Here is a 25,261-nt window from a genome sequence, read left to right on the forward strand (position 1 = left end):
CCCCGGTTACATGCGAAACAGGCCGAACGTGGTGGGTTCGATGGGTGCGTTGAGCGAGGCTGAAAGTGCCAGGGCCAGGATGTCGCGGGTCTGGGCCGGGTCGATGACGCCGTCGTCCCACAGGCGTGCGCTGGAATAATAGGGGTGGCCCTGATGTTCGTACTGGTCGAGGATCGGCTGTTTCAGTTCGGCCTGCTGCTCTTCGCTGAAGGTCTGGCCACTGCGCTCGGCCTGTTCGCGCTTGACCTGCACCAGCACGCCCGCCGCCTGTTCGCCGCCCATCACGCCGATCCGCGCATTGGGCCACATCCAGAGGAATCGCGGGTCATAGGCACGGCCACACATCCCATAGTTCCCGGCCCCGAAGCTGCCACCGATGATGACGGTGAATTTGGGTACTCGGGCGCAAGCTACGGCGGTCACCAGCTTGGCGCCGTGCTTGGCGATACCGCCGCTTTCGTATTTCTGGCCGACCATGAAGCCGGTGATGTTCTGCAGGAACAGCAACGGGATGCCGCGTTGGCAGGCCAGTTCGATGAAGTGCGCGCCTTTCTGCGCGGCTTCGGCGAACAGAATGCCGTTATTGGCGAGGATCGCGACAGGGTAGCCATGCAGCCGGGCAAAGCCGCAGACCAGCGTGGTGCCGAACAGCGCCTTGAATTCATCGAGCACCGAACCGTCTACCAGTCGCGCAATGACCTCGCGCACATCGAAAGGCTGCTTGGCTTCGGCAGGAATCACGCCATACAACTCGTCGCTGGCATACAAGGGCGCAACAGGTACGCTGACGTTCAGTCGACCCTGCTTGTGCCAGTTGAGGTTGGCGACACTGCGGCGGGCCAGCTCCAGGGCGTGTTCGTCGTTCTCGGCGTAGTGGTCGGCCACTCCGGAAGTCCGGCAATGCACATCGGCACCGCCCAGTTCTTCGGCGCTCACCACTTCGCCGGTGGCGGCCTTTACCAGTGGCGGTCCGGCCAGGAAGATCGTGGCCTGTTGACGCACCATGATCGCTTCGTCGGCCATGGCGGGCACATAGGCGCCGCCCGCCGTGCAGGACCCCATGACCACGGCAATCTGCGGGATCCCCATGGCGCTCATGTTGGCCTGATTGAAGAAGATCCGCCCGAAGTGTTCGCGATCCGGAAACACCTCATCCTGACGCGGCAGGTTGGCACCGCCCGAATCCACCAGATAGATACAAGGCAGGCGATTCTGCTGGGCGATGGCCTGGGCACGCAGGTGCTTTTTGACGGTGAGCGGGTAGTAGGAGCCACCTTTGACCGTGGCGTCATTGGCGACAATCATGCATTCCACGCCTTCGACCCGGCCAATGCCGGCAATCACGCCCGCCGCCGGCACCTCTTCGTCATAGACACCATGAGCTGCGAGCTGGCCGATTTCCAGAAACGGCGAGCCGGGGTCCAGCAAGCGATTGATGCGCTCGCGGGGCAATAGCTTGCCTCGGGACGTGTGGCGCTCCTGGGCCTTGCTGCCGCCACCTTCATGAACCCTGGCCAGCAGGCGGCGCAGGTCATTGACCTGTTCCAGCAAGGCAGCGTGGTTGCTGGCGAATTCGGCGGAGCGCGTATTGATTCGGCTGGGCAGAATGGTCATGAAGCACTCCGGAAGTCAGCGGGTCTCGTTGAACAGTTCGCGGCCAATCAGCATGCGCCGGATTTCACTGGTGCCTGCGCCGATCTCGTAGAGCTTGGCGTCGCGCAGGAGGCGACCGGCCGGGAATTCATTGATGTAACCGTTGCCGCCCAGAATCTGGATGGTATCCAGTGCCATTTGCGTGGCCCGTTCGGCGCTGTAAAGGATGATCCCGGCGGCATCCTTGCGAGTGGTTTCGCCGCGATCGCAGGCCTGGGCGACGGCATACAGATACGCGCGGCTGGCATTCATCTGGGTGTACATGTCCGCGACCTTGCCCTGAATGAGTTGGAACTCGCCAATGCTCTGGCCGAACTGTTTGCGGTCGTGGATATAAGGCAGCACCACATCCATGCAGGCCTGCATGATCCCGGTCGGGCCGCCAGACAGTACGACGCGCTCGTAATCCAGGCCGCTCATCAACACCTTCACGCCGCCATTGAGCGGCCCCAGCAGGTTTTCTTCCGGGATTTCCACGTCATCGAAAAACAGCTCGCAGGTATTGGAGCCACGCATGCCGAGCTTGTCGAACTTGTTGCTGCGGGTGAAACCCTTCCAGTCGCGCTCGACGATAAAGGCACTGATGCCATGTGCAGCCTGTTCCGGGTCGGTCTTGGCGTAGATCACATAGGTGTTGGCGTCCGGGCCGTTGGTGATCCAGGTCTTGCTGCCATTGAGCACGAAACGGTCGCCATGCCGCTCGGCCCTCAGCTTCATAGACACCACGTCCGAGCCGGCATTGGGTTCGCTCATGGCCAGGGCGCCGACATGTTCGCCACTGATCAATGCGGGCAGATAACGGGCTTTCTGCGCCGGGGTACCATTGCGATTGATCTGGTTGACGCACAGGTTCGAGTGCGCCCCATAGGAGAGGGCGACTGAGGCCGACCCGCGACTGATTTCTTCCATGGCGACCACGTGGGCCAGGTAGCCAAGGCCTGCACCGCCATACTCTTCGCTGACGGTAATGCCCAGAAGGCCCATTTCTCCGAACTTGCGCCACATATCGGCCGGGAACAGGTTGTCCTTGTCGATCTGTGCGGCGCGTGGGGAGAGTTCGGACGCGACAAAGGACCGGGTCTGGTCACGCAACATGTCGATGGTTTCGCCCAAGGCGAAGTTCAGGCTGGGGTAGATCATGAATAGCGCTCCAGTTTTATTATTGGCGGATTGGCTATGACCTTTACGTTAACGTAAGCCTGGAATTGCCAAGGTGTCAATGTCGGAGGGCGAACAGGGGAAAGAGGAGGGAGATTGTGGGGAATGCCGGAAAGCACGAAGGGGAGCCTGGGCTCCCCTTCAAGGTTTCTTTGCATGCTCTTTTTTGTTTTTCGGGAGGCCTTTTATTGTTTTTGGCGACCTGGCCCTTCACATCTTTTTTGAGCGACCCCCATTCGGGATCAAGAGCAAACGTATTTTTTTGAGCGCTGATATCGCTTTTATCGTGTCGATCCAACCAGTTCCGGAGCTACCTGAAGGTAGTTTTATTGTTCTCTGCCTGGTTGCGAGTACCCTTTCGCAAGGGCCTCTAAAAGCTATCCACTCCAAAAAAATCTGTTAGCTGCGCCTCTGTCCGTGTTGTTCTTGTTATGTCAGAGCCGATACGTATTGTTTTTATTGGATTGCTGCGTTTTCTTGTTCTTGTTGTACAAGAGATATAGCAGAACCCGTGCCAGTTTTTGCGAAACCCTTTAAAAGCGGGGCTTTGGCGGGATTCTGGAGGCTGAGGCGCTTGCCCGTCAGCCATTGAATGTTTCCGTGTTACCCGTTTTCACTCAACTGATCTTGGCGAGGGTAACACTCTGTGACAAGTTGCCGCACCGGCTCGCCGACCAATGACCCTTCTCAAACGGGCAGACGAGCTATAGCCACCCTGGACCCGTTGCGGCGTTCCAGCACGGTACAGATGCGCTGGCCAGCCGCGATCAGCGGATCCAGGTCGATGCCAGTGTCGATACCCAGGCCGCCGAGCATATACAGCACGTCCTCTGTCGCCACATTGCCGCTGGCACCCTTGGCGTAAGGACAGCCGCCAAGTCCGGCAACCGAGCTGTCGAAAACCGCGATGCCTTCCAGCAGACTGGCGTAGATATTGACCAGTGCCTGGCCGTAGGTGTCGTGAAAATGCCCGGCGAGTTTGCCCCGGGGAATCTGCCCGGCGACCACGTTGAACAGCTCCCGTGTGTCGGCGGGTGTGCCGATGCCGATGGTGTCGCCCAGAGACACTTCGTAGCAGCCCATGGCGATCAATTCGTTGGCCACGGATGACACCTGTTGGGGGAGAACCTTGCCTTCGTACGGGCAGCCCAGTACGCACGACACATAACCTCGCACGCGAATGCCATGCAGATGCGCCGCCGCCATTACCGGCAGGAAACGCTCCAGGCTTTCGCTGATGGAGCAGTTGATATTGCGCTTGGAAAAGGCTTCGGAGGCTGAAGCAAATACCGCCACCTCACGAACTCCGGCCTGCAGCGCATCTTCAAAACCTTTCAGATTGGGGGTCAGTGCTGAATAGATGACACCGGTTTGAGGTTGGAGCCTGGCAAGGACTTCTGCAGAGCCGGCCATCTGCGGCACCCATTTGGGGGATACGAAACTACCGGCCTCGATGTGCTTCAGTCCTGCGGCTGTCAGGTCCTCGATCAGTTTCACCTTGTCCGAAATGCTCACCGGATGCGCTTCATTTTGCAGGCCGTCTCTGGGGCCGACTTCCACCAGGCGAACGCGTTGAGGTAAATGCATGGCGGTTGTACCTCATTTTTTGTTGAGGTTTATTGTTTATATTTTTGATACTAAAGGGTTTTATCCAGCGCAGCCCGGCAGCGTTCCTCTGCGGTATCCAGCTCCAGCTGCATCTGCTGAATATCCAGAAGCTGCTGCTCCAACTGGTTGCGGCGCTCTTCGATCTTGCCCAGCATGCTGTGTAACTGCTTCTGATTGTCACCGTGAGGGTCGTACAGCTCGATCAGCTCCCTGCATTCAGCCAGGGAGAAGCCGATGCGTTTACCGCGCAGGATCAGCTTGAGGGTGACTTTGTCACGGGGGGAGTAGATACGCTCCAGGCCCCGTCTTTCAGGGCTGAGCATGCCTTGTTCCTCGTAAAAGCGAATGGCGCGGGTAGTGATATCCAGTTCGCGGGCGAGGTCGGAGATGCTGTAGGTCGGGCTATTCATGGGGCGCTCGGCGGGGGAAACCTTTGAGTTAACCTAAGGCTGGCTTGACGTATACGTCAAGCCGGTACCGCTCTGCAGAGTCAAAGTTAAAGCTAGAACTAGCTTTAACTTTTAAATTTAAATCTATATTTATCAGTTATTTGAGTCATATAGCTTATGCTGTTTCTGTCTTTTTTTCCTGTGCGGTAACCCGCTGGCACAGTTCGATAAGCTGCTCGCGCATCCAGCGATTGGCCGGATCCTGGTCGGTGCTTTCGTGCCAGTACAGATGGGTTTCCACTGCCGGAACATCGCTGACCGGCAACTGCGCATAGTGCAGGTCATGACGTCGGGAAAAGCGCTCGGGGACGGTCATGACCATGTCGGTCTGTTGCAGCACCTGGGTCGCCATCAGGTAGTGCTGGGAACGCAAGGCGATCTTGCGCTGGATTCCCATCTTGCCCAGCGCCAGGTCCACATGCCCTAGGCCGCTGCGACGGCTGGAAATATGAATGTGCGCCTGCGCCAGATAGTCATCCAGATTGAAGGCTGCCTTGCCTGCCAGAGGATGGCCTTTGCGCATGGCGCAGACGTATTTGTCTTCCATCAACTTGACGTGCCGCACCTGCGGATCGGTATTGAGAGGCGCATCGACGGCGAAGTCCAGGCGCCCTGCGGCCAGTTCCTTGGTGGTTTCGCGACGTTTGGACAGGAAGCTTTCGATGGTCACTGCCGGGGCCTGACGCCGCAGGCGCTGAAACAGCAGGGGCAGGATCACCGCTTCGGTGAGGTCGGTCATGCTGATGCGGTAGTTCTTGCTGGCCTGCAGCGGATTGAAAATCCGGCTTTCCTGCACCGACACTCGCAGTAGTGACAAGGCATTGCGCACCGGGCCGATGATGTTCTGGGCCATGGGCGTGGGCACCATGCCCTGTGCCGTGCGCACGAACAGCGGATCGTTGAAGGTTTCCCGCAGTCGCGCCAGGGCGTTGGATACCGCTGGCTGGGTAATGCCCACGATCTGGCCGGCTCGTGTCAGATTGGCTTCGGTGTAAATGGCGTCGAAGACAATGAAAAGATTGAGATCAACCTTGCTCAGGTTCATTGGAGGCGCCTCTCGTTGTTCTTGTAGGGTCACTGCTTATGCCGCAGCGTAGCTCGATCATATATTGGTTATGAATGTTTATATACGCCGAGAATAGATTAGATAAATGCCGGTGGGTTCTTTAGCATCCTTTCCATGACCTCCATTCCCTTGAGAAGGTAGCTGCCGATGGATTTTGCCTATTCCCCGAAAGTGCAGGAGCTACGCGAGCGCGTCACTGCCTTCATGGACGCTTACGTTTATCCCGCTGAGCCGGTGTTCGAGCGCCAGGTGGCGGAAGGTGACCGCTGGCAGCCCACGGCAATCATGGAAGAGCTCAAAGCCAGGGCCATGGAGCAAGGCCTGTGGAACCTGTTCCTGCCCGAGTCGAAACTGGGCGCAGGCCTGACCAATCTTGAATACGCGCCCCTGGCTGAAATCATGGGGCGCTCGCTGCTGGGGCCTGAGCCTTTCAACTGTTCGGCTCCGGATACCGGCAATATGGAAGTGCTGGTGCGTTACGCAACCCCGGAGCAGAAGCAGCAATGGCTGGAGCCGCTGCTGCGGGGCGAGATTCGTTCGGCCTTTGCCATGACCGAGCCTGACGTGGCGTCCTCGGATGCAACCAATATGGCGGCCCGCGCCGAGCGGGATGGCGATGAGTGGGTTATCAATGGCCGCAAGTGGTGGACCTCCGGCGCCTGTGACCCGCGCTGCAAAATCCTGATTTTCATGGGCCTGACCAACCCTGATGGGCCTCGTCATCAGCAGCACTCCATGATTCTTGTGCCTGCTGATACGCCCGGCGTGAAAATCGTGCGGCCGCTGCCGGTCTTTGGCTATGACGATGCGCCTCACGGGCACGCCGAGGTGCTGTTCGAGAATGTCCGGGTGCCTTATGGCAATGTGCTGTTGGGCGAAGGGCGTGGTTTTGAAATCGCCCAGGGGCGTCTGGGGCCTGGGCGTATCCACCACTGCATGCGCTCGATCGGCATGGCGGAGCGGGCTTTGGAACTGATGTGTCAGCGTGCTGCCAGTCGCGTGGCATTCGGCAAGCCATTGGGGTTGCTGGGCGGCAATATCGACAGGATTGCGGATTCGCGCATGGAAATCGACATGGCGCGGCTGCTGACCCTCAAGGCCGCTTACATGATGGATACCGTGGGTAACAAGGTGGCCAAAAGCGAGATTGCCCAGATCAAGGTGGTGGCGCCCAACGTGGCTTTGAAAGTCATTGACCGGGCCATCCAGATCCATGGCGGCGCAGGGGTTTCCAATGATTTCCCGCTGGCCTATATGTATGCCATGCAGCGCACCTTGCGTCTGGCCGACGGCCCGGATGAGGTGCATCGTGCGGCTATTGGCAAATTTGAACTGGGAAAATACCTGCCTCAGAGGTGAGTAGGTCAGGGGGGCGGATTCAATTCACCCAGACTTCAACCCGCCGGTTCTTGATCCGGCCATCGTCGGCATCGTTGCCAGCGACCGGCATTTCGTCGCCGAAGCCCAGTATTTCGTGGAAAGTCACGCCACTTTTCTGCAGTTCCCGGCGAACCGCCATGGCGCGCAGCCGGGAAAGCAGGGTGGCCCGTGCCGAATCGCTCTTGGCATCGCCAAAACCCACCAGTGTGACTTGCTGATCGAGCTTCTGATGGGTTTTGAGGTAATCCGCCACACGCCTGAGATCCAGCTGTGCCTTGTTATCCAGTCGGGCGCTGCCCTGGGCAAAGCGGAAGTTGACCGACAGGCGCTCGGCCTTGCGAGTCAATGCCTGATAGTCCTCGGGCATCTGCGCCGTTGCCTGCACCTTCATGGCCTGAACGGTCTGGGCCACAAAACCGTTGCTGGCCACGATAGCCTGGCCTTCGGCGCTTTGCACAAAGTGAACCAGTGCCTGGGCCCAGTCATGGTTTGCCTTGGGCGGAACATAAAGATACAGGCGTCTCGAAAGCGGGTAATCCTCGGTGGCAATCAGGCTGACAGTCGGCAGCATCGCTTTTGATTCGCCGTCGGTAACCGCTACGGCTTTGGTGTGGCGAACATAAGGCAGGCCGATGAAGCCAATGCCGTTGCGATCATGGCTGACCGCATCGGAAAGTTGCTCGCTGGACTCGAAGCGCCTCGCCTGACGCGACAGGTTCTTGCTGTTGCGGGTCAGCACCAGTTCCTTGAAGGTTTCATAGGTGCCGGAATTTTCGTCGCGTGCGTATAGATGAATCTCGCCGGCATTGCCGCCGACTTCTTGCCAGTCTCGGATTTCTCCCGAAAAGATGCGAGCCAGTTCCAGAGTGCTGAGCTGTCGCAGCGGATTGCCCGGATGCAAGATGACCGCTACGCCGTCGATGGCGATCACTTGTTCGCTCTCGAGGCTTTTCAGGTCGCCAAGGGCTTTGAGTTCCTGGGCTTCCTGATCCTTGATCGGTCGTGAAGAGGCCGCAATATCGGCGCTGCCTGCCTTGAGCGCAGTGAAACCGGTGCCCGAACCGTGGGCGGCAATTTCCGCGACCACCACCTGTCCGGCTGCCGTGGAGCCCGTCACGCGGGTTTCGTTGGGTTGGGTGCCGGGAAGTCTTTGCAGGGCTTGCAGCCCTTGCTGGCGCATCAGGCCTTCGACCAGTGCCGGGCCCAGTTGCGCATTGATGGTGTTGGAACCCTGGATGCGCAACGCCGGCGTGTTGCCCGTCGGTACGGGCAGCGCAGCCTGGGTCATGCAGGGCAGGAAGGCGCAGGGCAGCACCAGTGCGCAAAGCAGAGCGCGCAGCATCTGCGTCACCTTGTATAGCGGAAAGTCTCGGCAGAATAAGACAGAAAGATTGCTGAAATATGACGCTTGATGAGGCGTCTGGTGTTTATTCGCGCCGACTCGCCTGCGGGTCACAGGCAAGCCGGTATCGCGACATTTATCAGCTCAATTCAAGCCAGATAGGCGCGTGATCCGAAGGTTTTTCCATACCGCGCAACTCGTAGTCCACGCCGGCTGCCTTGATGCGTGGTTGCAGACCTGTGGACGTCATGATCAGGTCGATGCGCAGTCCGCGCTTGGGGCTGTCTTCAAAGCCGCGACTGCGGTAGTCGAACCAACTGAACTGATCCGCCACTTCCGGGTGCAGGTGCCGGAAGCTGTCCACCAGGCCCCAGTTCTTCAGGCGCTCCATCCATTCGCGCTCTTCCGGCAGAAAGCTGCATTTGCCGGTTTTCAGCCAGCGCTTGGCATTGTCCGGGCCGATGCCGATGTCGCAGTCTTGCGGGGAAATATTCACATCGCCCATGACGATCAGCGGCTGGTCATTGCTGAAACGGCTTTCCAGCAGTGCTTGCAGGTCGTTGTAGAAGCGTTGCTTGGCGGGGAACTTGGTGGGGTGGTCGCGGCTTTCGCCCTGAGGGAAGTAACCATTCATGATGGTGATCGGCTGGCCATTGCTGTCAGCGTAGGTGCCCCAGATGAAACGCTTCTGTGCCTCTTCGTCGTCCCCCTCGAAACCCTTGTGCAGGGCCAGTGGCATATTGCGTGAAAGCAGGGCAACGCCGTAATGGCCTTTCTGACCATGGAAGTGAACGTGGTAGCCCAGCGCTTCGATCTCTGCCTGGGGAAACTGCTCGTCGCTGACCTTGGTTTCCTGTAGGCCAATCACGTCAGGCTGATGTTTTTCGATCAGCGCCGCCAGCTGATGCGGTCGGGCACGCAGACCGTTGATATTGAAAGATACAATTTTCATGAAGCGGCAATCCTGAATTCATACAAAGAAGCGATGCTAGCCGACCGGCCGATTTACGGCCAGCGTGCTGTCGGCTGCTACGCTGGATTGATGGCTGGAACTGTTCCGGCTGTGCTTGCTCTCACCCTTGCGCAGCCATGGATGAAAATGGCTGCAAGGCCAGTGCGCAGAAGGCTTTTTTCTGACCGGACCTTCAGGTTTTCCTGCAGGTTGTGGCGTAAGGGATTGAAAGTTCGACCTATTGACGGGTTCCAGCAGAATCTGTCGATCGTGTTAGCATCCGTGACCATATGAAGTTTTTAACCCTGCTCAGCAGCGCGCTGCTGATGTCCATGAGCGCAACGGCCCTTGCCCAAGCCCGTCTGGATGTCAGGATCAAGCCCGCGAATCCGGAACTCAAAGCCAACGTCGAAGGATATGTAGGCAGCCTTGGCGAGCGTGATGCCGAGGCCCTGAAACATTTCAGCCTGGGCGCTGAAGAACAGGCGCAGAAGGCAGCTCAGGCGCTGGGCTACTATCAGGCGCAAATTGACAGTCAGGTGACAGGCGACCAGGACCCGAAGCTGGTCATCACCATCCAGCCCGGTGAACCTATCCGCCTGCGCAATGTGACGGTACGTATCGATGGGCCAGCGGCGTCCCTCAAGGCTTTTCAGGTTCCCAGGAGCCGGGCTCTCGCTCCCGGTGCCGTGCTCAACCACGGTTATTATGAAGATGCAAAGCGCCTGATCCAGAATCAGGCCTCACGCTACGGTTTTTTCAGCGGCCGCTTTACCAGCCAGCGTCTGACGATAGACCCTCGCGCCGGGGTGGCGGATATCGATCTGGTCTATGACAGCGGTCCGCGCTACTCCCTGGGCAAAGTGGTGTTCAGTGGCGATACACCGCTCGATGACGACCTGCTCAAGCGCATGGTGCCGTTCAAAGAAAACACGCCTTACGACTCGCAACTGATCGCCGAACTCAATCAGGCCATGCAGTCCAGTGGCTATTTCGAGGGCGTGCGGGTGGATGCAGCTCCCGCCGCTGCCGTGGGGCAGGTCATTCCGGTGAGTGTGCAACTGGAAACCCGCAAGCCGCGCACCATGGGCCTGGGTCTGGGTTTTTCCACTGACGTCGGGCCGCGTGGCAAGGCCAACTGGACGCGCCACTGGGCCAATCCCCAAGGGCACAGTTATGGGTTTGAAACAGAGCTGTCGGCACCCCGGCAGAATGTGGGCCTGTGGTACGACATACCGCTCGATCCACCACTGACCGACAAGCTGCGTTTTGCCGGTGGTTATCAATATGAAGAAATCGCAGGCACCGACAGCCTCAGCAAGCTGCTCACCGTCGGCCCGGAATGGCACAGCAAGTTGCCCAGTGGCTGGGAGCGGGTGGTTTCCCTCAAGTGGCAGCGAGAAGAGTATCGCCTGGGCGATGACAGCGGCCTGAGCACCTTGCTGATGCCCGGTATCAGCTATTCGTTCCTGCGCAGCGACAACCGCATCGATCCGAGCCAGGGCTACCGGTTGCAGTTCGATGCGCAGGTTGCCAAGGAGGGCGTGATGTCAGATGCCAACCTGTTTCATGGCAACGTACTGCTCAAGGGCCTGACCACCGTTGCGCAGAATCACCGTTTTCTCGGGCGCGTGCAGTTCGGTGGCAACCTGACCAATGGCTATAAATCCATCCCGCCGTCTCTGCGCTTTTTTGCCGGTGGCGATCAGAGCGTTCGCGGTTATGACTATCAGACCCTGTCGCCGACCAACTCCGATGGCGACCGTATCGGCGGTCGCTACATGGTGGCGGGCAGTGTCGAGTATCAATACTCCATCGCGGAAAAATGGCGTCTGGCGACTTTTGTCGATCAGGGCAACTCCTTCAATAACCTTGAGCTGCCGAGCCTGAAGACCGGCGTAGGCTTCGGGGTGCGCTGGGTTTCACCGGTCGGGCCGTTGCGCCTGGATCTGGCCCGTGCGCTGGACGATGACGGCGGGATTCGTCTGCACTTCTCCATGGGACCGGAACTGTGAAGCGTCTGAACATCAAGCGTGGGGCGAAGATCGCGGGTCTGGGGCTGGTCACGATCCTGCTGCTGTTGCTGGTGGGCACCTGGATGGCAGTGGGCACGCAGAGCGGCAGCCAGTGGGCACTGGCGCGAGTACCGGGTTTGCAGGTAGATAATTTCAGCGGTCGGCTGGGCGGACAATGGCGTGCTGACTCGGTGCTCTGGCAGCAGGGCGAGGACCGCGTTGAAGTCAGTGCCGTCCAGTTCGACTGGTCGCCTGGCTGCCTCTTGAAGATGACGCTGTGCATCGAGCAACTGCATGCCGATCAGGTGCGTATGCATTTCGCAGCCAGCGAAGAGCCTGCCAGTGAAGGCCCGCTGTCCTTGCCGCAACTGAAACTGCCCCTGGCGATTCGCTTGAGTGACGTACAGCTTGGCAGCCTGCAACTGGACGGCGTCGAGCAACTGAGTGATCTGAAACTGGCGGCGCACTGGACGGCTGATGGTCTGCAGATCGACTCGGCCCATTTGCAGCGCGACAACCTGGTTCTCGACCTTGTCGGCCTGCTGAAGCCCGAAGGCGATTGGCCGCTGACTGCCAAGGGCACCTTGCAACTGCCGCCACAGGACGGACAGTCATGGACACTGGCGCTGGATATCACCGGCGAACTGCTCAAGACCCTGCAACTCAAGGCCGACAGCAGTGGTTACTTGCAGGGGCAGTTGAAAGGCGAGTTGCAAGCCCTGGCCGAACATCTGCCAGCCAAAGTGAGCATCACCTCCGAGCGCTTCAAGCCCAGTGCCGGATTGCCGGATACCTTGCAGCTTGAGCAGGTGTTGCTCAATGCCGAAGGCAACCTCGACAGCGGCTATCAGATTACCGGCACCGCCAGCCTGCCCGCCGAACAAGGCCCGGTCGCTCTGGCGCTGCAAGGCCGTGTGGATGCCAAAGGCGCTGATATTGCTGCGCTGCAACTGACCGCCAGTGAACAGCAGCATCTCACCCTCAACGGCCAGTTGAACTGGGAAAAAGCGTTCAAGGCCGATGCGAAAATCGATTGGCTGGACTTCCCGTGGCAGCGGCTTTATCCGCTGGCGAGCGAGCCTCAGGTCAGCCTGCGCACATTCAAGGGCGAGATTTCCTACACCGACGGCCAGTATCTGGGCAATTTCAGTTCAGACCTGGATGGCCCGGCAGGTGCTTTCAGCCTGGGCAGCCCGTTCAGTGGCGATTTGCAGCGAGTGTACCTGCCGCAACTTGAGCTGGTTGCAGGGCAGGGCAAGGCCAGCGGTCATCTGAATCTGCAGTTCGCCGATGGCATCGGTTGGGACACCGCTCTGGATCTGGGCTCCCTCGATCCGTCCTATTGGGTCGCGGAACTGCCGGGCACCCTGGCCGGGGCGCTGCGCAGCAAAGGGCAATTGAAAGACGAAAAGCTCGAACTCAATGCCGACCTGGACCTCAAGGGGCGTTTGCGTGGGCAGCCCGCGGTGTTGCTGGTCAAGGCCGATGGCGCGGGCGAGCAATGGAACCTCGGTGTGCTGGATATACGCCTGGGCGACAACCGGATCCAGGGTCGCGGCAGCGTGCAGCAGCGTCTTGCGGGTCAGGTGGACCTCAATCTGCCTCGCCTTGGGCAGCTATGGCCACGATTGCAGGGGCGGATCAACGCAAAGCTGGATCTGGCCGGAACGCTCCAGGCCCCTCAGGGCCGCTTTGACCTGCAAGGCTCGCAACTGGCCTTGCAGGACAATCGCCTGCAAAACCTGACAGTGGAGGCGAAGCTCGATCAGGCCCAGCGGGCAACGGTCGATCTCAAGGGCAGTGGTATTCACGCCGGTGACACGGCATTGGGAACCTTGACCGTCAATGGGCAGGGCACGCTCAAGAACCAGCAGATGAAACTCGACCTGCAAGGCCCGTTGCTGAAACTGGCGCTGGCACTCGATGGTGCTCTGGATCAGGGCAACTGGCGAGGACGACTGGCCAGCGGCGCCATTCAGAGCGGCGGGCAGGACTGGAAACTGCAACAGCCTGCAAGGCTTGAGCGTCTGGCCGACGGCAAGATCAACTTCGGTGCCCATTGCTGGGCTTCCGGGCAGGCAAGCCTGTGCGGTGAGGATCAGCGTCTGATGCCTGAGCCCCGGTTGCGTTATCACCTGAAGAACTTCCCCCTCGAAAGCCTGGCTCAGTGGCTGCCCAAGGACTTCGCCTGGAAAGGCGCACTCAATGCCGATATCCGACTCGATCTGCCAGCCGCCGGGCCTGACGGGCAAATCACGGTCGATGCCAGCAACGGCACGCTGCGGGTACGGGAAAAGGAGCAGTGGCTGGACTTTCCTTATCGCAGCCTGAAACTCAGCAGCACCCTGAAACCACGCAGTATCGATTCGCGACTGGATTTCGATGGCGAGAAACTGGGCAAGCTCCTGCTCACGGCACGAATCGACCCGCTGTCTCGCAATAAGAGCCTGAGTGGCGACTTCAACCTGTCCGGCCTGGACGTTTCCGTGGCGCGGCCCTTCGTGCCCATGGTGCAGAAACTCAATGGCCGCCTGAGTGGCAATGGTCGGCTGTCCGGTGGTCTGCTGGCACCTCAGGTCAATGGCAGTCTCAGCCTGGAGGGTGGTGAGGTTTCCGGTCCTGAATTGCCTATGGAGTTGCAGGATCTGAAAGTCCAGGCCCTGATTGCCGGGGAAAGCGTACAGCTCAATGGCGGCTGGAAGAGCGGCGCGACCGGGCAGGGTACCGTGAGCGGGCAGGTGGCCTGGGGTCAGGCCCTGATGGTGGATATCAATCTCAAGGGCTCGCGTCTGCCGATTACCGTCGAGCCTTATGTCGCCGTGGAAGCGGCGCCCGACCTGAAAATCGCCATGCACAACGACCGGCTGGGCATTTCCGGCAAGGTGCTGGTGCCCAAGGGCACGATCACGGTGCGCGAGTTGCCGCCTTCTACTGTGAAACTGTCGGGGGATACGGTCATCGTGGGCCAGCAGACCGAAGAGGGTGCGCCGCCGCTGGCCATGGCGATGGATATCGATGTCGAGGTCGGCCAGGAAAAACTGGCGTTCAGCGGTTTCGGGCTGACGGCCAACCTTGTCGGGCGTGTACACATTGGCGACAACCTGGATACCCGTGGCGAACTGAACCTCAATGACGGACGTTACCGCGCCTATGGCCAGCGCCTGACCATTCGCAAGGCACGCCTGTTGTTTGCAGGCCCCATCGATCAGCCTTATCTGGATATCGAAGCGATTCGCCAGACCGACGAGATCATTGCCGGTATCCGCCTGACCGGCAGTGCCGATCAGCCCACCACCGAAGTGTTTTCCGAACCTGCCATGAGTCAGGAGCAGGCGCTGTCCTATCTGGTGATGGGCAGGCCGCTGGGCAATGACGGCGAAGACAGCAACATGGTTGCCCAGGCCGCCCTGGCGCTGGGCGTGGCGGGAAGTGCGTCGACTACCGGCAAACTGGCCGACAACCTCGGGATCAAGGACTTCGAGCTGGATACCACCGGCACGGGCAACAAGACCAATGTCGTGGCCAGCGGCAAGATCACCGAAAAACTCAGTCTGCGCTATGGCGTGGGCGTGTTCGAGCCCGCCAATACCATTGCGCTGCGCTATATGCTGAGCAAAAGGGTGTATCTGGAAGCGGCCAGTGGCCTTGCCAGTTCGCTGGATATTTTTTATAAGCGGGATTTCTAGGGCGATGGCTCTATCCCGAGGCAATGCCGATCAATAAGGTTCATGAGTCACCTTGTGGGAGGCAGCTTGCTGGCGACTTCGCGTACAGACGCAGAATATCTGTCGGTTTTCAGGCCTTTTCGCCAGCAAGCTGCCTCCTGCACGTCTGTGCGCTGACTGATCAGCACTCCTGTTTCATGGCAGTTTTCGGAAATATCCGATCTAGGTACTCTGACACTTTCGTGGTTAACTTCCGGCTCTTCAAAAACTCTGTAAAAGGACTTGGTTTCATGGCTCAAGTAACGCTAAAAGGCAACCCTGTACAAATCGCTGGCGACCTGCCGAAAACCGGCAGCGCTGCTCCCGCTTTCACTCTGGTCGGTGCCGGCCTTGCCGATGTGACCCTGGCTGACTTTGCGGGCAAGCGTAAAGTCCTGAACATCTTCCCAAGTGTCGATACTCCGACCTGCGCCACTTCCGTGCGCAAGTTCAACGCCCAGGCCAATGACGTCGCAAACGCCGTCGTGCTGTGCATTTCCGCTGACCTGCCATTCGCCCAGGCTCGTTTCTGTGGCTCGGAAGGTCTGGAGAACGTCCAGAACCTGTCTTCTTTCCGCAGTGCCGATTTCGGCAAGAACTACGGCGTTGAAATCGCCGATGGTGCCCTGGCTCACCTGACGGCTCGTGCTGTTGTCGTCCTGGACGAAAACAACAATGTATTGCACAGCGAGCTGGTTTCGGAAATCGCCGAAGAGCCGAACTATGAAGCGGCTCTGGCTGTATTGAAGTAATACGTTGCAACACTTCAGCGGCCTGAATCCGTTCAGGCCGTTTTTTTATTTGTGCTTCAACCGTTTAACAAAAGTAAGCGCTTGGTAAAGGCGCTTTGCTTGCAGCTCATCTGTGCTTATTGTTCAGCCTCCTGAAGAACCCCACCTGTAATGGTTGATTTATTCATGCAATCGTCTGGCCCCCGTAATTCCCGTCGCTGGTTGATCAGTCTGCTGGTCCTGTTGGTTATCGTCGGTTTGTGCTGGTGGTTCTGGCCTGCGTCCTCTTCATCCCACAAGGGCGCCGAGTCGGGCAAGGCACCGGCAGCGGCAAGTGCAGGCAAAGTGGCGCGGCCAGGTTTCGGTGGTTCGGCGGCAGCGGTTCCGGTGCGGGTTGCCCCGGTGACCCAGGGCGACTTTCCGATCTATTACAAGGCGCTGGGCACGGTGACTGCGACCAACACCATCAATGTGCGCAGCCGTGTGGCGGGAGAGCTGGTCCGTATCCATTTCCAGGAAGGGCAGATGGTCAAGGCGGGCGATCTGCTGGCCGAAATCGACCCGCGCACCTATCAGGTCGCGTTGCAGCAGGCTGAAGGCACCCTGGCGACCAATCAGGCGCTTTTGAAGAACGCCCAGCTCGATGTGCAGCGTTACCGCGGGCTGTTCGCCGAGGACAGCATCGCCAAGCAGACCCTGGACACTGCCGAATCCCTGGTGAACCAGTATCAGGGGACCATCAAGTCCAATCAGGCGGCTGTGGCGGAGGCGAAGCTCAATCTGGACTTCACCCGCATCAAGGCCCCGATTGCCGGACGTGTCGGCCTCAAGCAACTGGATATCGGCAATCTGGTCGCTGCCAACGACACCACGGCGCTGGTGGTGATTACCCAGACCCAGCCGATTTCGGTCAACTTCACCTTGCCGGAGAAAGACCTTTCAGCCGTCATCGCCCGTTATCGCAGCAGCGACAAACTGCCTGTCGAGGCCTGGGACCGGGGCGACCTCAAGTTGCAGGCCACTGGTGTGCTCGCGAGCCTGGACAACCAGATCGATGTCACCACCGGCACCCTGAAGTTCAAGGCCCGTTTTGAAAACCGCGATGAAGTGCTGTTCCCCAATCAGTTTGTGAATGTGCGCCTGCGTGCCGATACCCTCAAGCAAGCGGTGCTGGTACCTACAGCGGCCGTGCAGTTCGGCACCAATGGCACCTTTGTCTATGCGCTGGACGGCGACAAGAAGGTCAAGGTCAACCTGCTCAAGACCGGCCCGAGCGATGAGAACTCGACCGTCGTGCTCGAAGGCCTGGCTGCCGGTGCGCAGGTCGTGCTCGAAGGCACCGACCGGCTGCGCGACGGAGCCGCAGTGGAGGTGGTCACTGACAGCAAGGACGTGCCGTCCACTCCAGGCCAGCAGTTGCAGGGCAAGCCTGACAAGGCCACCGATAAATCGGCCTCGGCCGACAAGGTGGAAAAAAACCAAGCATGAACATGTCGCGCCTGTTCATCCTGCGTCCGGTCGCCACCACGCTGAGCATGTTGGCGATTGTGCTGGCCGGTTTGATCGCCTACACCCTATTGCCGGTTTCGGCCCTGCCACAGGTGGATTACCCGACCATCCGGGTCATGACCCTGTATCCGGGCGCCAGCCCGCAGGTCATGACCAGCGCCGTGACGGCGCCGCTGGAGCGACAGTTCGGGCAGATGCCGGGGCTGGACCAGATGGCGTCCACCAGTTCGGGCGGCGCGTCGGTCATCACCTTGCGTTTCAATCTTGAAATCAACATGGACGTGGCCGAGCAGGAAGTGCAGGCGGCCATCAATGCCGCGACCAACCTGTTGCCCAATGATCTGCCTGCGCCACCGGTCTACAACAAGGTCAACCCGGCGGATACGCCGGTCCTGACCCTGGCAATCACTTCCAGGACCATGCTGCTGCCCAAGCTCAACGATCTGGTGGATACGCGCATGGCGCAGAAAATCTCCCAGATCAGCGGCGTCGGCATGGTCAGCATCGCGGGCGGGCAGCGTCAGGCGGTGCGGATCAAGGTCAACCCCGAAGCCCTGGCTGCCAACGGCCTGAATCTGGCGGACGTGCGCACGCTGATCAGTGCCTCCAACGTCAACCAGCCAAAGGGTAACTTCGACGGTCCGACCCGGGTGTCGATGCTCGATGCCAACGACCAGCTCAAGTCCCCCGAGGAATACGCCAACCTGATCCTGGCCTACAGCAATGGTGCACCGCTGCGTCTCAAGGATGTGGCAGAGATCGTCGATGGTGCGGAAAACGAGCGACTGGCCGCCTGGGCCAACCGCAATCAGGCGGTGCTGCTCAATATCCAGCGTCAGCCCGGTGCCAACGTCATCGAGGTGGTAGACCGGATCAAGGCCTTGCTGCCCAGCATCACGGACAACCTGCCGGCCGGACTGGATGTGGTTGTGCTGACCGACCGTACCCAGACCATCCGCGCCTCGGTGACCGACGTTCAGCATGAGTTGCTGATCGCCATCGTGCTCGTGGTACTGGTGACTTTCCTGTTTCTGCGCCGGGTCAGTGCAACCATCATTCCGTCGATTGCCGTGCCGTTGTCTCTGATCGGCACGTTTGGCGTGATGTATCTGGCCGGTTTCTCCATCAACAACCTCACGCTGATGGCCCTGACCATCGCCACCGGTTTTGTGGTGGACGATGCCATCGTGATGCTGGAGAACATTTCCCGGCATATCGAAGAGGGTGAAACACCTTTTCAGGCAGCCTTGAAGGGCGCGAAGCAGATCGGCTTCACGCTGATTTCCCTTACCCTGTCGCTGATTGCCGTATTGATCCCGCTGCTGTTCATGGCCGATGTGGTCGGGCGTCTGTTCCGGGAGTTCGCTATTACCCTGGCAGTGGCGATCCTGATTTCTCTTGTTGTTTCCCTGACCCTGACCCCGATGATGTGCGCCCGCTTGCTCAAGCGTGAGCCAAAGGAAGAAGAGCAGGGGCGTTTCTACCGCGCCAGCGGTGCCTGGATCGACTGGCTGATCCGCATCTATTCCGACAAGCTGCGCTGGGTGCTCAAGCACCAGCCTCTGACCCTGCTGGTTGCCATCGGTACGATGGGTTTGACCGTCGTGCTGTACATGGCCGTTCCCAAGGGCTTCTTTCCGGTGCAGGACACCGGCGTGATCCAGGGTATTTCCGAAGCGCCGCAGTCGGTGTCGTTCAAATCCATGAGCGAGCGTCAGCAATCGCTGGCGGACATTATTCTCAAGGATCCTGCCGTTGCGAGCCTGTCTTCCTATATAGGTGTCGATGGTGACAACGCGACGCTCAACAGCGGCCGCCTGCTGATCAACCTCAAGCCCCACGGCGAGCGCGACCTGACTGCCATGCAGGTCATCCAGCGTCTGCAACCTCAACTGGACGGCTTGTCGGGCATTCGCCTGTTCATGCAGCCGGTGCAGGACCTGACCATCGAAGACCGGGTCAGCCGGACCCAGTACCAGTTCAGCATGTCGTCACCTGATGCCGAACTGCTCAGTCTGTGGAGCGGCAAGCTGGTGGACGCCCTGAGCAAGCGCCCGGAACTGACCGATGTCGCCAGTGACCTGCAGGACAAGGGCTTGCAGGTTTACCTGATGATCGACCGCGATGCTGCAAGCCGCGTGGGCGTTACCGTGGCCAATATCACCGATGCGCTGTACGACGCTTTCGGTCAGCGGCAGATTTCCACCATCTACACCCAGGCCAGTCAGTATCGAGTGGTGCTGCAGGCGGCTTCCGGCAACGAGCTGGGCCCCAGGGCGCTGGAGCAGATTCACGTCAAGACCACCGATGGCGGTCAGGTCAAGCTGTCGAGTCTGGCCAGGGTCGAGCAGCGTCAGGCACAACTGGCGATTGCCCATATGGGGCAGTTCCCGGCGGTCATGATGTCGTTCAACCTCGCGCCTGATGTGGCGCTGGGCCAGGCGGTGCAGGTGATCGAGCAGGTACAGAAAGACATCGGCATGCCGATTGGCGTGCAGACCCAGTTCCAGGGCGCTGCCGCAGCGTTTCAGGCCTCGTTGTCCAGCACGCTGCTGCTGATCCTGGCGGCGGTGGTGACCATGTACATCGTGCTGGGTGTGCTCTACGAGAGTTATATCCACCCGATCACCATTCTCTCGACCCTGCCATCGGCAGCGGTGGGCGCATTGCTGGCTCTGATGATCAGCGGCAACGATCTGGGGATGATCGCCATCATCGGCATCATTCTGCTGATTGGTATCGTCAAGAAGAATGCCATCATGATGATCGACTTCGCCCTGGACGCCGAACGTAATCGCGGCATCGACCCCGAAACGGCTATCTATGAAGCGGCGTTGCTGCGTTTCCGGCCGATCCTGATGACGACCCTGGCGGCGCTGTTCGGCGCGATACCGCTGATGCTGGCCACCGGCTCCGGCGCAGAGCTGCGTCAGCCGCTGGGGCTGGTGATGGTCGGCGGCCTGTTGCTCAGCCAGATCCTCACGCTGTTCACGACCCCGGTGATCTATCTGTACTTCGATCGCCTTGGCCGTCGCTGGGCGCGCAAGCCTGACTCAAGACAGGTCGAAGCATGAACCTGTCCGCACCCTTTATCAGCAGGCCGGTCGCCACCGTTCTGCTGAGTCTGGCAATCATGCTGCTGGGCGCGGTCAGTTTCAGGCTGTTGCCCGTGGCGCCGTTGCCGAACATGGATTTCCCGGTGATTGTGGTATCGGCCAGCCTGCCGGGCGCGAGCCCCGAGATCATGGCCTCCAGTGTGGCCACGCCGCTGGAGCGCTCGCTGGGATCCATCGCCGGCATCAATACCATGAGCAGCAGCTCGAGCCAGGGGACGACCCGGGTGATCCTGCAGTTCGACCTGGACCGGGATATCAACGGTGCGGCGCGGGAAGTGCAGGCGGCAATCAACGCCTCGCGCAATCTGTTGCCCAGTGGCATGCGCAGCATGCCGACCTACAAGAAGGTCAACCCTTCCCAGGCACCGATCATGGTACTGACCCTGACTTCCGATGTGCTGGAAAAAGGGCAGCTCTACGATCTGGCCTCGACCATCCTGTCCCAGAGCCTCTCTCAGGTGACTGGTGTCGGCGAGGTGCAGATTGGCGGCAGTTCGCTACCGGCCGTGCGTATCGAGCTGGAACCGAACATGCTGGACCAGTACGGTGTTTCCCTCGACGAAGTGCGCACCACCATCACCGGTTCCAACGTGCGTCGTCCCAAGGGGTTTGTGGAAGACAGCCAGCATAACTGGCAGGTCCAGGCCAACGACCAGCTGGAAAAGGCCAAGGATTACGCGCCACTGATCATTCGCTATCAGGATGGCGCGGCACTGCGTCTCAAGGATGTGGCCAAGGTCAGCGACGCCGTGGAAAACCGCTACAACAGTGGTTTCTTCAATGACCAGTCGGCCGTGCTGCTGGTTATCAACCGTCAGGCCGGTGCCAACATCATCGAGACGGTGGCGCAGATCAAGGAGCAGTTGCCTGCCTTGCAGGCGGTCTTGCCTGCCAGTGTGAAGCTGAATATCGCCATGGACCGTTCGCCGGTCATCAAGGCCACGCTGCATGAAGCCGAGATGACCCTGTTGATTGCCGTGGTTCTGGTGATTCTGGTGGTGTTCCTGTTTCTGGGCAGTCTGCGGGCTTCGCTGATCCCGACATTGGCGGTGCCGGTTTCCCTGGTGGGTACTTTCGCCATCATGTATCTGTGCGGTTTCTCCCTGAACAACCTGTCGCTGATGGCCCTGATTCTGGCCACCGGGCTGGTGGTGGACGACGCAATCGTGGTGCTGGAGAACATTTCCCGGCATATCGATGAGGGTGTCCCGCCGATGAAGGCGGCTTACCTGGGGTCCAAGGAAGTCGGTTTCACGTTGTTGTCCATGAACGTTTCGCTGGTGGCCGTGTTCATCTCGATCCTGTTCATGGGCGGTCTGGTGGAAAGCCTGTTCCGGGAGTTTTCCATCACGCTGTCGGTGGCGATCATCGTTTCACTGCTGGTTTCCCTGACGTTGACGCCGATGCTCTGCGCGCGCTGGCTCAAGCCTCAGGAGCAGGAAAAGAGTGCTTTTCAACGCTGGAGCCAGCGCGTCAACGATCGCATGGTGGTCGGCTATGACCGTTCCCTTGGCTGGGTGCTGCGTCACCCGCGTCTGACGCTGCTCAGCCTGCTGATTACCATCGTGGTGAACGTCGCGCTGTATGTGGTGGTGCCCAAGACCTTCCTGCCGCAGCAGGATACGGGGCAACTGATGGGGTTCATTCGTGGCGATGACGGTCTTTCGTTCACCGTGATGCAGCCCAAGATGGAAATCTTCCGCCGTGCCGTGCTGACCGATCCGGCGGTGCAGAGTGTTGCGGGGTTCATCGGCGGCAGTGGCGGGACCAACAACGCCTTCATGATCGTACGCCTGAAGCCGATTTCCGAACGCAAGGTATCCGCGACCCAGGTGGTCGAGCGTTTGCGCAAGACCCTGCCTCATGTGCCGGGCGGGCGATTGTTCCTGGCCCCGGATCAGGACCTGCAACTGGGCGGTGGTCGTGAACAGGCCAGCTCCCAGTATCAGTACATTCTGCAAAGCGGTGACCTGCAAAGCTTGCGCGAGTGGTATCCGAAAGTCGTGGCAGCCCTCAAGGCGTTGCCTGAGCTGACCGCCATCGACGCCCGTGAAGGGCGCGGTGCCCAGCAGGTCACTCTGGTGGTCAATCGGGATGCAGCCAAGCGCCTGGGTATCGACATGAACATGGTGACCACCGTGCTCAACAACGCCTATAGCCAGCGTCAGGTTTCCACCATCTATGACACCCTGAACCAGTATCAGGTGGTGATGGAGGTCAACCCCCGATACGCGCAGGACCCGGTCACGCTACAGCAGGTGCAGGTGATTACCGCAGACGGGCAGCGCGTGCCATTGTCGAGCATTGCCCATTATGAGCGCAGTCTTGCCAATGACCGGGTGTCCCATGAAGGCCAGTTCGCTTCGGAAAGCATTTCCTTCGATCTGGCCGAAGGCGTCAGCCTCGACACGGCGACGGTGGCCATAGAGCGTGCGATTGCAAAGGTCGGTTTGCCTTCGGAAGTCATCTCCAAGATGGCCGGTGCTGCCGACGCCTTTGCAGCCACTCAGAAAGGCCAGCCATTGATGATTCTCGGGGCCTTGCTGGCGGTTTATCTGGTGCTGGGGATTCTTTACGAAAGCTACATTCATCCATTGACGATCCTCTCGACCCTGCCGTCGGCCGGTGTCGGAGCCTTGCTGAGCATCTATGTGCTGGGCGGCGAATTCAGTCTGATTTCCCTGTTGGGGCTGTTTCTGCTCATTGGGGTCGTGAAGAAAAATGCCATCATGATGATCGACCTGGCCCTGCATCTGGAGCGTGAATCGGGAATGACGCCACAGGAGTCGATCCGCAGTGCCTGCCTGCAACGTCTGAGGCCGATCCTCATGACCACGATTGCTGCCATTCTGGGGGCCTTGCCGCTCCTGCTGAGTAACGCCGAAGGTGCGGAAATGCGCCGTCCGCTGGGCCTGACCATTATCGGCGGACTGGTCTTCAGCCAGATTCTGACCCTTTACACCACCCCCGTGGTTTACCTCTATCTCGACCGGCTGCGCCACCGATTCAATCGCTGGCGTGGCGTGCGCACCGATGCTGCTCTGGAAACCCCGCTATGACTGACCATCCGGCAATCAAATCCAACCCGCAGTGGCTTGTCCGGCCACTGGCAACGGGGCTTTGCGTCCTGCTGCTGAGCGCCTGTGCCGTAGGGCCTGACTACCACAAGCCGTCAGTGACCACGCCTGTGCAGTTCAAGGCGGCCGAGGGCTGGCGTCAGGCGACACCGAGCGATGCCATGGCCCGTGGCGCATGGTGGGAGGTGTATGGCGACAGCGAGCTCAATGCGCTGGTGGAGCGGCTCAACAGTTCCAACCAGACGGTCGCACAATATGAAGCCCAGTACCGGCAGGCCAGGGCATTGGTGCGCAGTTCCCGCGGTGCGCTGTTTCCCACGCTGGACCTGACGGCCGGCAAGACCCGCTCGAGCCAGGGTTCCTCCAGCACCAGTACGTCGGGTTCCAGCGGTATCAACGATTCCTACAATGCTCAACTGGGCGTGAGCTGGGAAGCCGATATCTGGGGCAAGTTGCGCCGTGGGCTGGAAGCCGACACCGCCAGCGCCCAGGCCAGCCTTGCAGATCTGGCTGCCATGCAGTTGAGCCTGCAATCGGAACTGGTGCAGAACTACCTGCAATTGCGGGTGCTGGACGAGCAGAAGCGTTTGCTGGAGTCCACTGTCCAGGCTTACGAACGTTCCCTGACCATGACCCGCAATCAGTATCAGGCCGGTATTTCCGGGCGCGAAGCCGTGGCCCAGGCCCAGACCCAGCTCAAGACCACCCAGGCCGACCTGATTGATCTGACGTGGCAGCGCGCCCAGTTCGAGAATGCCATCGCGGTCTTGATGGGCATGGCGCCAGCCGAGTTCAATCTGCCAGCGACGACCACGATCCCGGAGTTGCCGCAGATTCCGGTGGGCATTCCTTCGCAATTGCTGGAGCGTCGCCCTGATATCGCGGCTGCCGAACGCTCCATCATGGCCGCCAACGCTAACATCGGTGTCGCCAAGGCCGCTTACTACCCGGATTTCACCCTGAGCCTGAGTGGCGGCTATAACAGCAATTCGTTTTCCAACTGGATCAGCCTGCCGAACCGCTTCTGGTCGGTCGGGCCGCAAATGGCCCTGACGCTGTTCGATGCCGGCAGACGCTCTGCGGAAGTCGATCGCATTGAAGCCGTCTATGACCAGACCGTTGCGCAATACCGGCAAACGGTCCTGAACGGCTTCCAGGAGGTGGAAAACTACATGGTTCAGCTCAAGGTTTACGAGGAGGAAGCGACCGTTCGGCAGGAAGCGCTGGATGCTGCCCGTGAATCCCTGCGCCTGACCAGCAACCAATACAAAGCCGGAGTCATCGGCTATCTGGATGTCGTCAATGTGCAGACCACTGCGCTGAGCAACGAGCGCAGCGTCTTGAATGTGCTGCAAAGCCGCCTGATTGCCAGTGTGCAGTTGATCGCTGCAATGGGGGGTGGCTGGGATGCCCGGAGCGGTCTGCAGATCAAGGAATGATCAGTGCATCGAGGAGGGCGGATGACATCAATGTGCTATCTGTCTGAAATAGTTATTTTGTA

Annotated in this window: 16 protein-coding genes; 9 read left to right on the forward strand and 7 right to left on the reverse strand. The window is 59.6% G+C overall.

Features of this window, described 5'->3' with window-relative positions; translation table 11 throughout:
* Window positions 1-6: 6 nt before the first annotated feature.
* On the reverse strand, window positions 7-1,614 hold the full coding sequence (locus tag CKW23_RS17265) for a carboxyl transferase domain-containing protein (protein WP_025260081.1): 1,608 nt from the start codon (window positions 1,612-1,614) through the stop codon (window positions 7-9).
* A gap of 15 nt (window positions 1,615-1,629) precedes the next feature.
* Window positions 1,630-2,793 carry an isovaleryl-CoA dehydrogenase gene (locus tag CKW23_RS17270; RefSeq protein ID WP_025260082.1) on the reverse strand — a complete coding sequence of 388 codons (1,164 nt, stop codon included), beginning with the start codon at window positions 2,791-2,793 and terminating at the stop codon, window positions 1,630-1,632.
* A gap of 184 nt (window positions 2,794-2,977) precedes the next feature.
* Between CKW23_RS17270 and CKW23_RS27285 the strand changes: the two genes are divergently transcribed.
* Entirely contained in the window at window positions 2,978-3,214 is a 237-nt protein-coding gene (locus CKW23_RS27285) for a hypothetical protein (protein WP_038400378.1), read from the forward strand.
* Window positions 3,215-3,498: 284 nt separating this feature from the next.
* On the opposite strand, the gene CKW23_RS17280 is transcribed toward CKW23_RS27285, so the two are convergent.
* From CKW23_RS17280 to CKW23_RS17290, 3 genes are all read right to left on the reverse strand, one after another.
* Window positions 3,499-4,398, reverse strand: a complete 900-nt coding sequence (locus tag CKW23_RS17280; protein WP_095068044.1) for a hydroxymethylglutaryl-CoA lyase — start codon at window positions 4,396-4,398, stop codon at window positions 3,499-3,501.
* Window positions 4,399-4,448: 50 nt separating this feature from the next.
* A complete protein-coding gene (locus tag CKW23_RS17285) occupies window positions 4,449-4,829 on the reverse strand; it encodes a MerR family DNA-binding transcriptional regulator (protein ID WP_038399849.1) in 381 nt (126 codons plus the stop codon).
* A 154-nt stretch (window positions 4,830-4,983) separates the two neighbouring features.
* Window positions 4,984-5,913: a LysR family transcriptional regulator gene (locus CKW23_RS17290; RefSeq protein ID WP_025260085.1), complete on the reverse strand. Its 930-nt coding sequence runs from the start codon at window positions 5,911-5,913 to the stop codon at window positions 4,984-4,986.
* Window positions 5,914-6,081: 168 nt separating this feature from the next.
* On the opposite strand from CKW23_RS17290, the gene CKW23_RS17295 reads away from it, so the two are divergent.
* A complete protein-coding gene (locus CKW23_RS17295) occupies window positions 6,082-7,293 on the forward strand; it encodes an acyl-CoA dehydrogenase (RefSeq protein ID WP_038399851.1) in 1,212 nt (403 codons plus the stop codon).
* Window positions 7,294-7,312: 19 nt separating this feature from the next.
* Here the strand turns inward: CKW23_RS17295 and CKW23_RS17300 are convergent, their stop codons facing one another.
* Window positions 7,313-8,656, reverse strand: coding sequence for a substrate-binding domain-containing protein (locus CKW23_RS17300; protein WP_025260086.1), 1,344 nt, complete (start codon window positions 8,654-8,656; stop codon window positions 7,313-7,315).
* A gap of 139 nt (window positions 8,657-8,795) precedes the next feature.
* Window positions 8,796-9,608: an exodeoxyribonuclease III gene (gene xthA / locus CKW23_RS17305; RefSeq protein ID WP_095068045.1), complete on the reverse strand. Its 813-nt coding sequence runs from the start codon at window positions 9,606-9,608 to the stop codon at window positions 8,796-8,798.
* A 290-nt stretch (window positions 9,609-9,898) separates the two neighbouring features.
* On the opposite strand from xthA, the gene CKW23_RS17315 reads away from it, so the two are divergent.
* The 7 genes from CKW23_RS17315 (at window position 9,899) to CKW23_RS17345 (ending at window position 25,199) form a co-directional block, all read left to right on the forward strand.
* Complete coding sequence (locus CKW23_RS17315) at window positions 9,899-11,623, forward strand: autotransporter assembly complex family protein (protein WP_025260089.1); 1,725 nt, start codon at window positions 9,899-9,901, stop codon at window positions 11,621-11,623.
* A 5-nt stretch (window positions 11,624-11,628) separates the two neighbouring features.
* On the forward strand, window positions 11,629-15,309 hold the full coding sequence (locus tag CKW23_RS17320; protein WP_177434658.1) for a translocation/assembly module TamB domain-containing protein: 3,681 nt from the start codon (window positions 11,629-11,631) through the stop codon (window positions 15,307-15,309).
* Between the two features lie 269 nt (window positions 15,310-15,578).
* Complete coding sequence (gene tpx, locus CKW23_RS17325) at window positions 15,579-16,079, forward strand: thiol peroxidase (RefSeq protein ID WP_025260091.1); 501 nt, start codon at window positions 15,579-15,581, stop codon at window positions 16,077-16,079.
* Between the two features lie 150 nt (window positions 16,080-16,229).
* Complete coding sequence (locus CKW23_RS17330) at window positions 16,230-17,546, forward strand: MdtA/MuxA family multidrug efflux RND transporter periplasmic adaptor subunit (RefSeq protein ID WP_025260092.1); 1,317 nt, start codon at window positions 16,230-16,232, stop codon at window positions 17,544-17,546.
* On the forward strand, window positions 17,543-20,641 hold the full coding sequence (locus CKW23_RS17335; protein WP_025260093.1) for an MdtB/MuxB family multidrug efflux RND transporter permease subunit: 3,099 nt from the start codon (window positions 17,543-17,545) through the stop codon (window positions 20,639-20,641). Before CKW23_RS17330 ends, CKW23_RS17335 begins: the two co-directional genes overlap by 4 nt.
* Window positions 20,638-23,742: an efflux RND transporter permease subunit gene (locus CKW23_RS17340; RefSeq protein WP_025260094.1), complete on the forward strand. Its 3,105-nt coding sequence runs from the start codon at window positions 20,638-20,640 to the stop codon at window positions 23,740-23,742. The genes CKW23_RS17335 and CKW23_RS17340 overlap by 4 nt, the downstream gene beginning before the upstream one ends.
* Window positions 23,739-25,199, forward strand: a complete 1,461-nt coding sequence (locus tag CKW23_RS17345) for an efflux transporter outer membrane subunit (RefSeq protein WP_025260095.1) — start codon at window positions 23,739-23,741, stop codon at window positions 25,197-25,199. The genes CKW23_RS17340 and CKW23_RS17345 overlap by 4 nt, the downstream gene beginning before the upstream one ends.
* Window positions 25,200-25,261: the final 62 nt, after the last annotated feature.

The sequence above is a fragment of the Pseudomonas sp. Irchel 3A18 genome (genome assembly GCF_900187465.1).
In the GTDB taxonomy this organism is placed as follows: domain Bacteria; phylum Pseudomonadota; class Gammaproteobacteria; order Pseudomonadales; family Pseudomonadaceae; genus Aquipseudomonas; species Aquipseudomonas cichorii.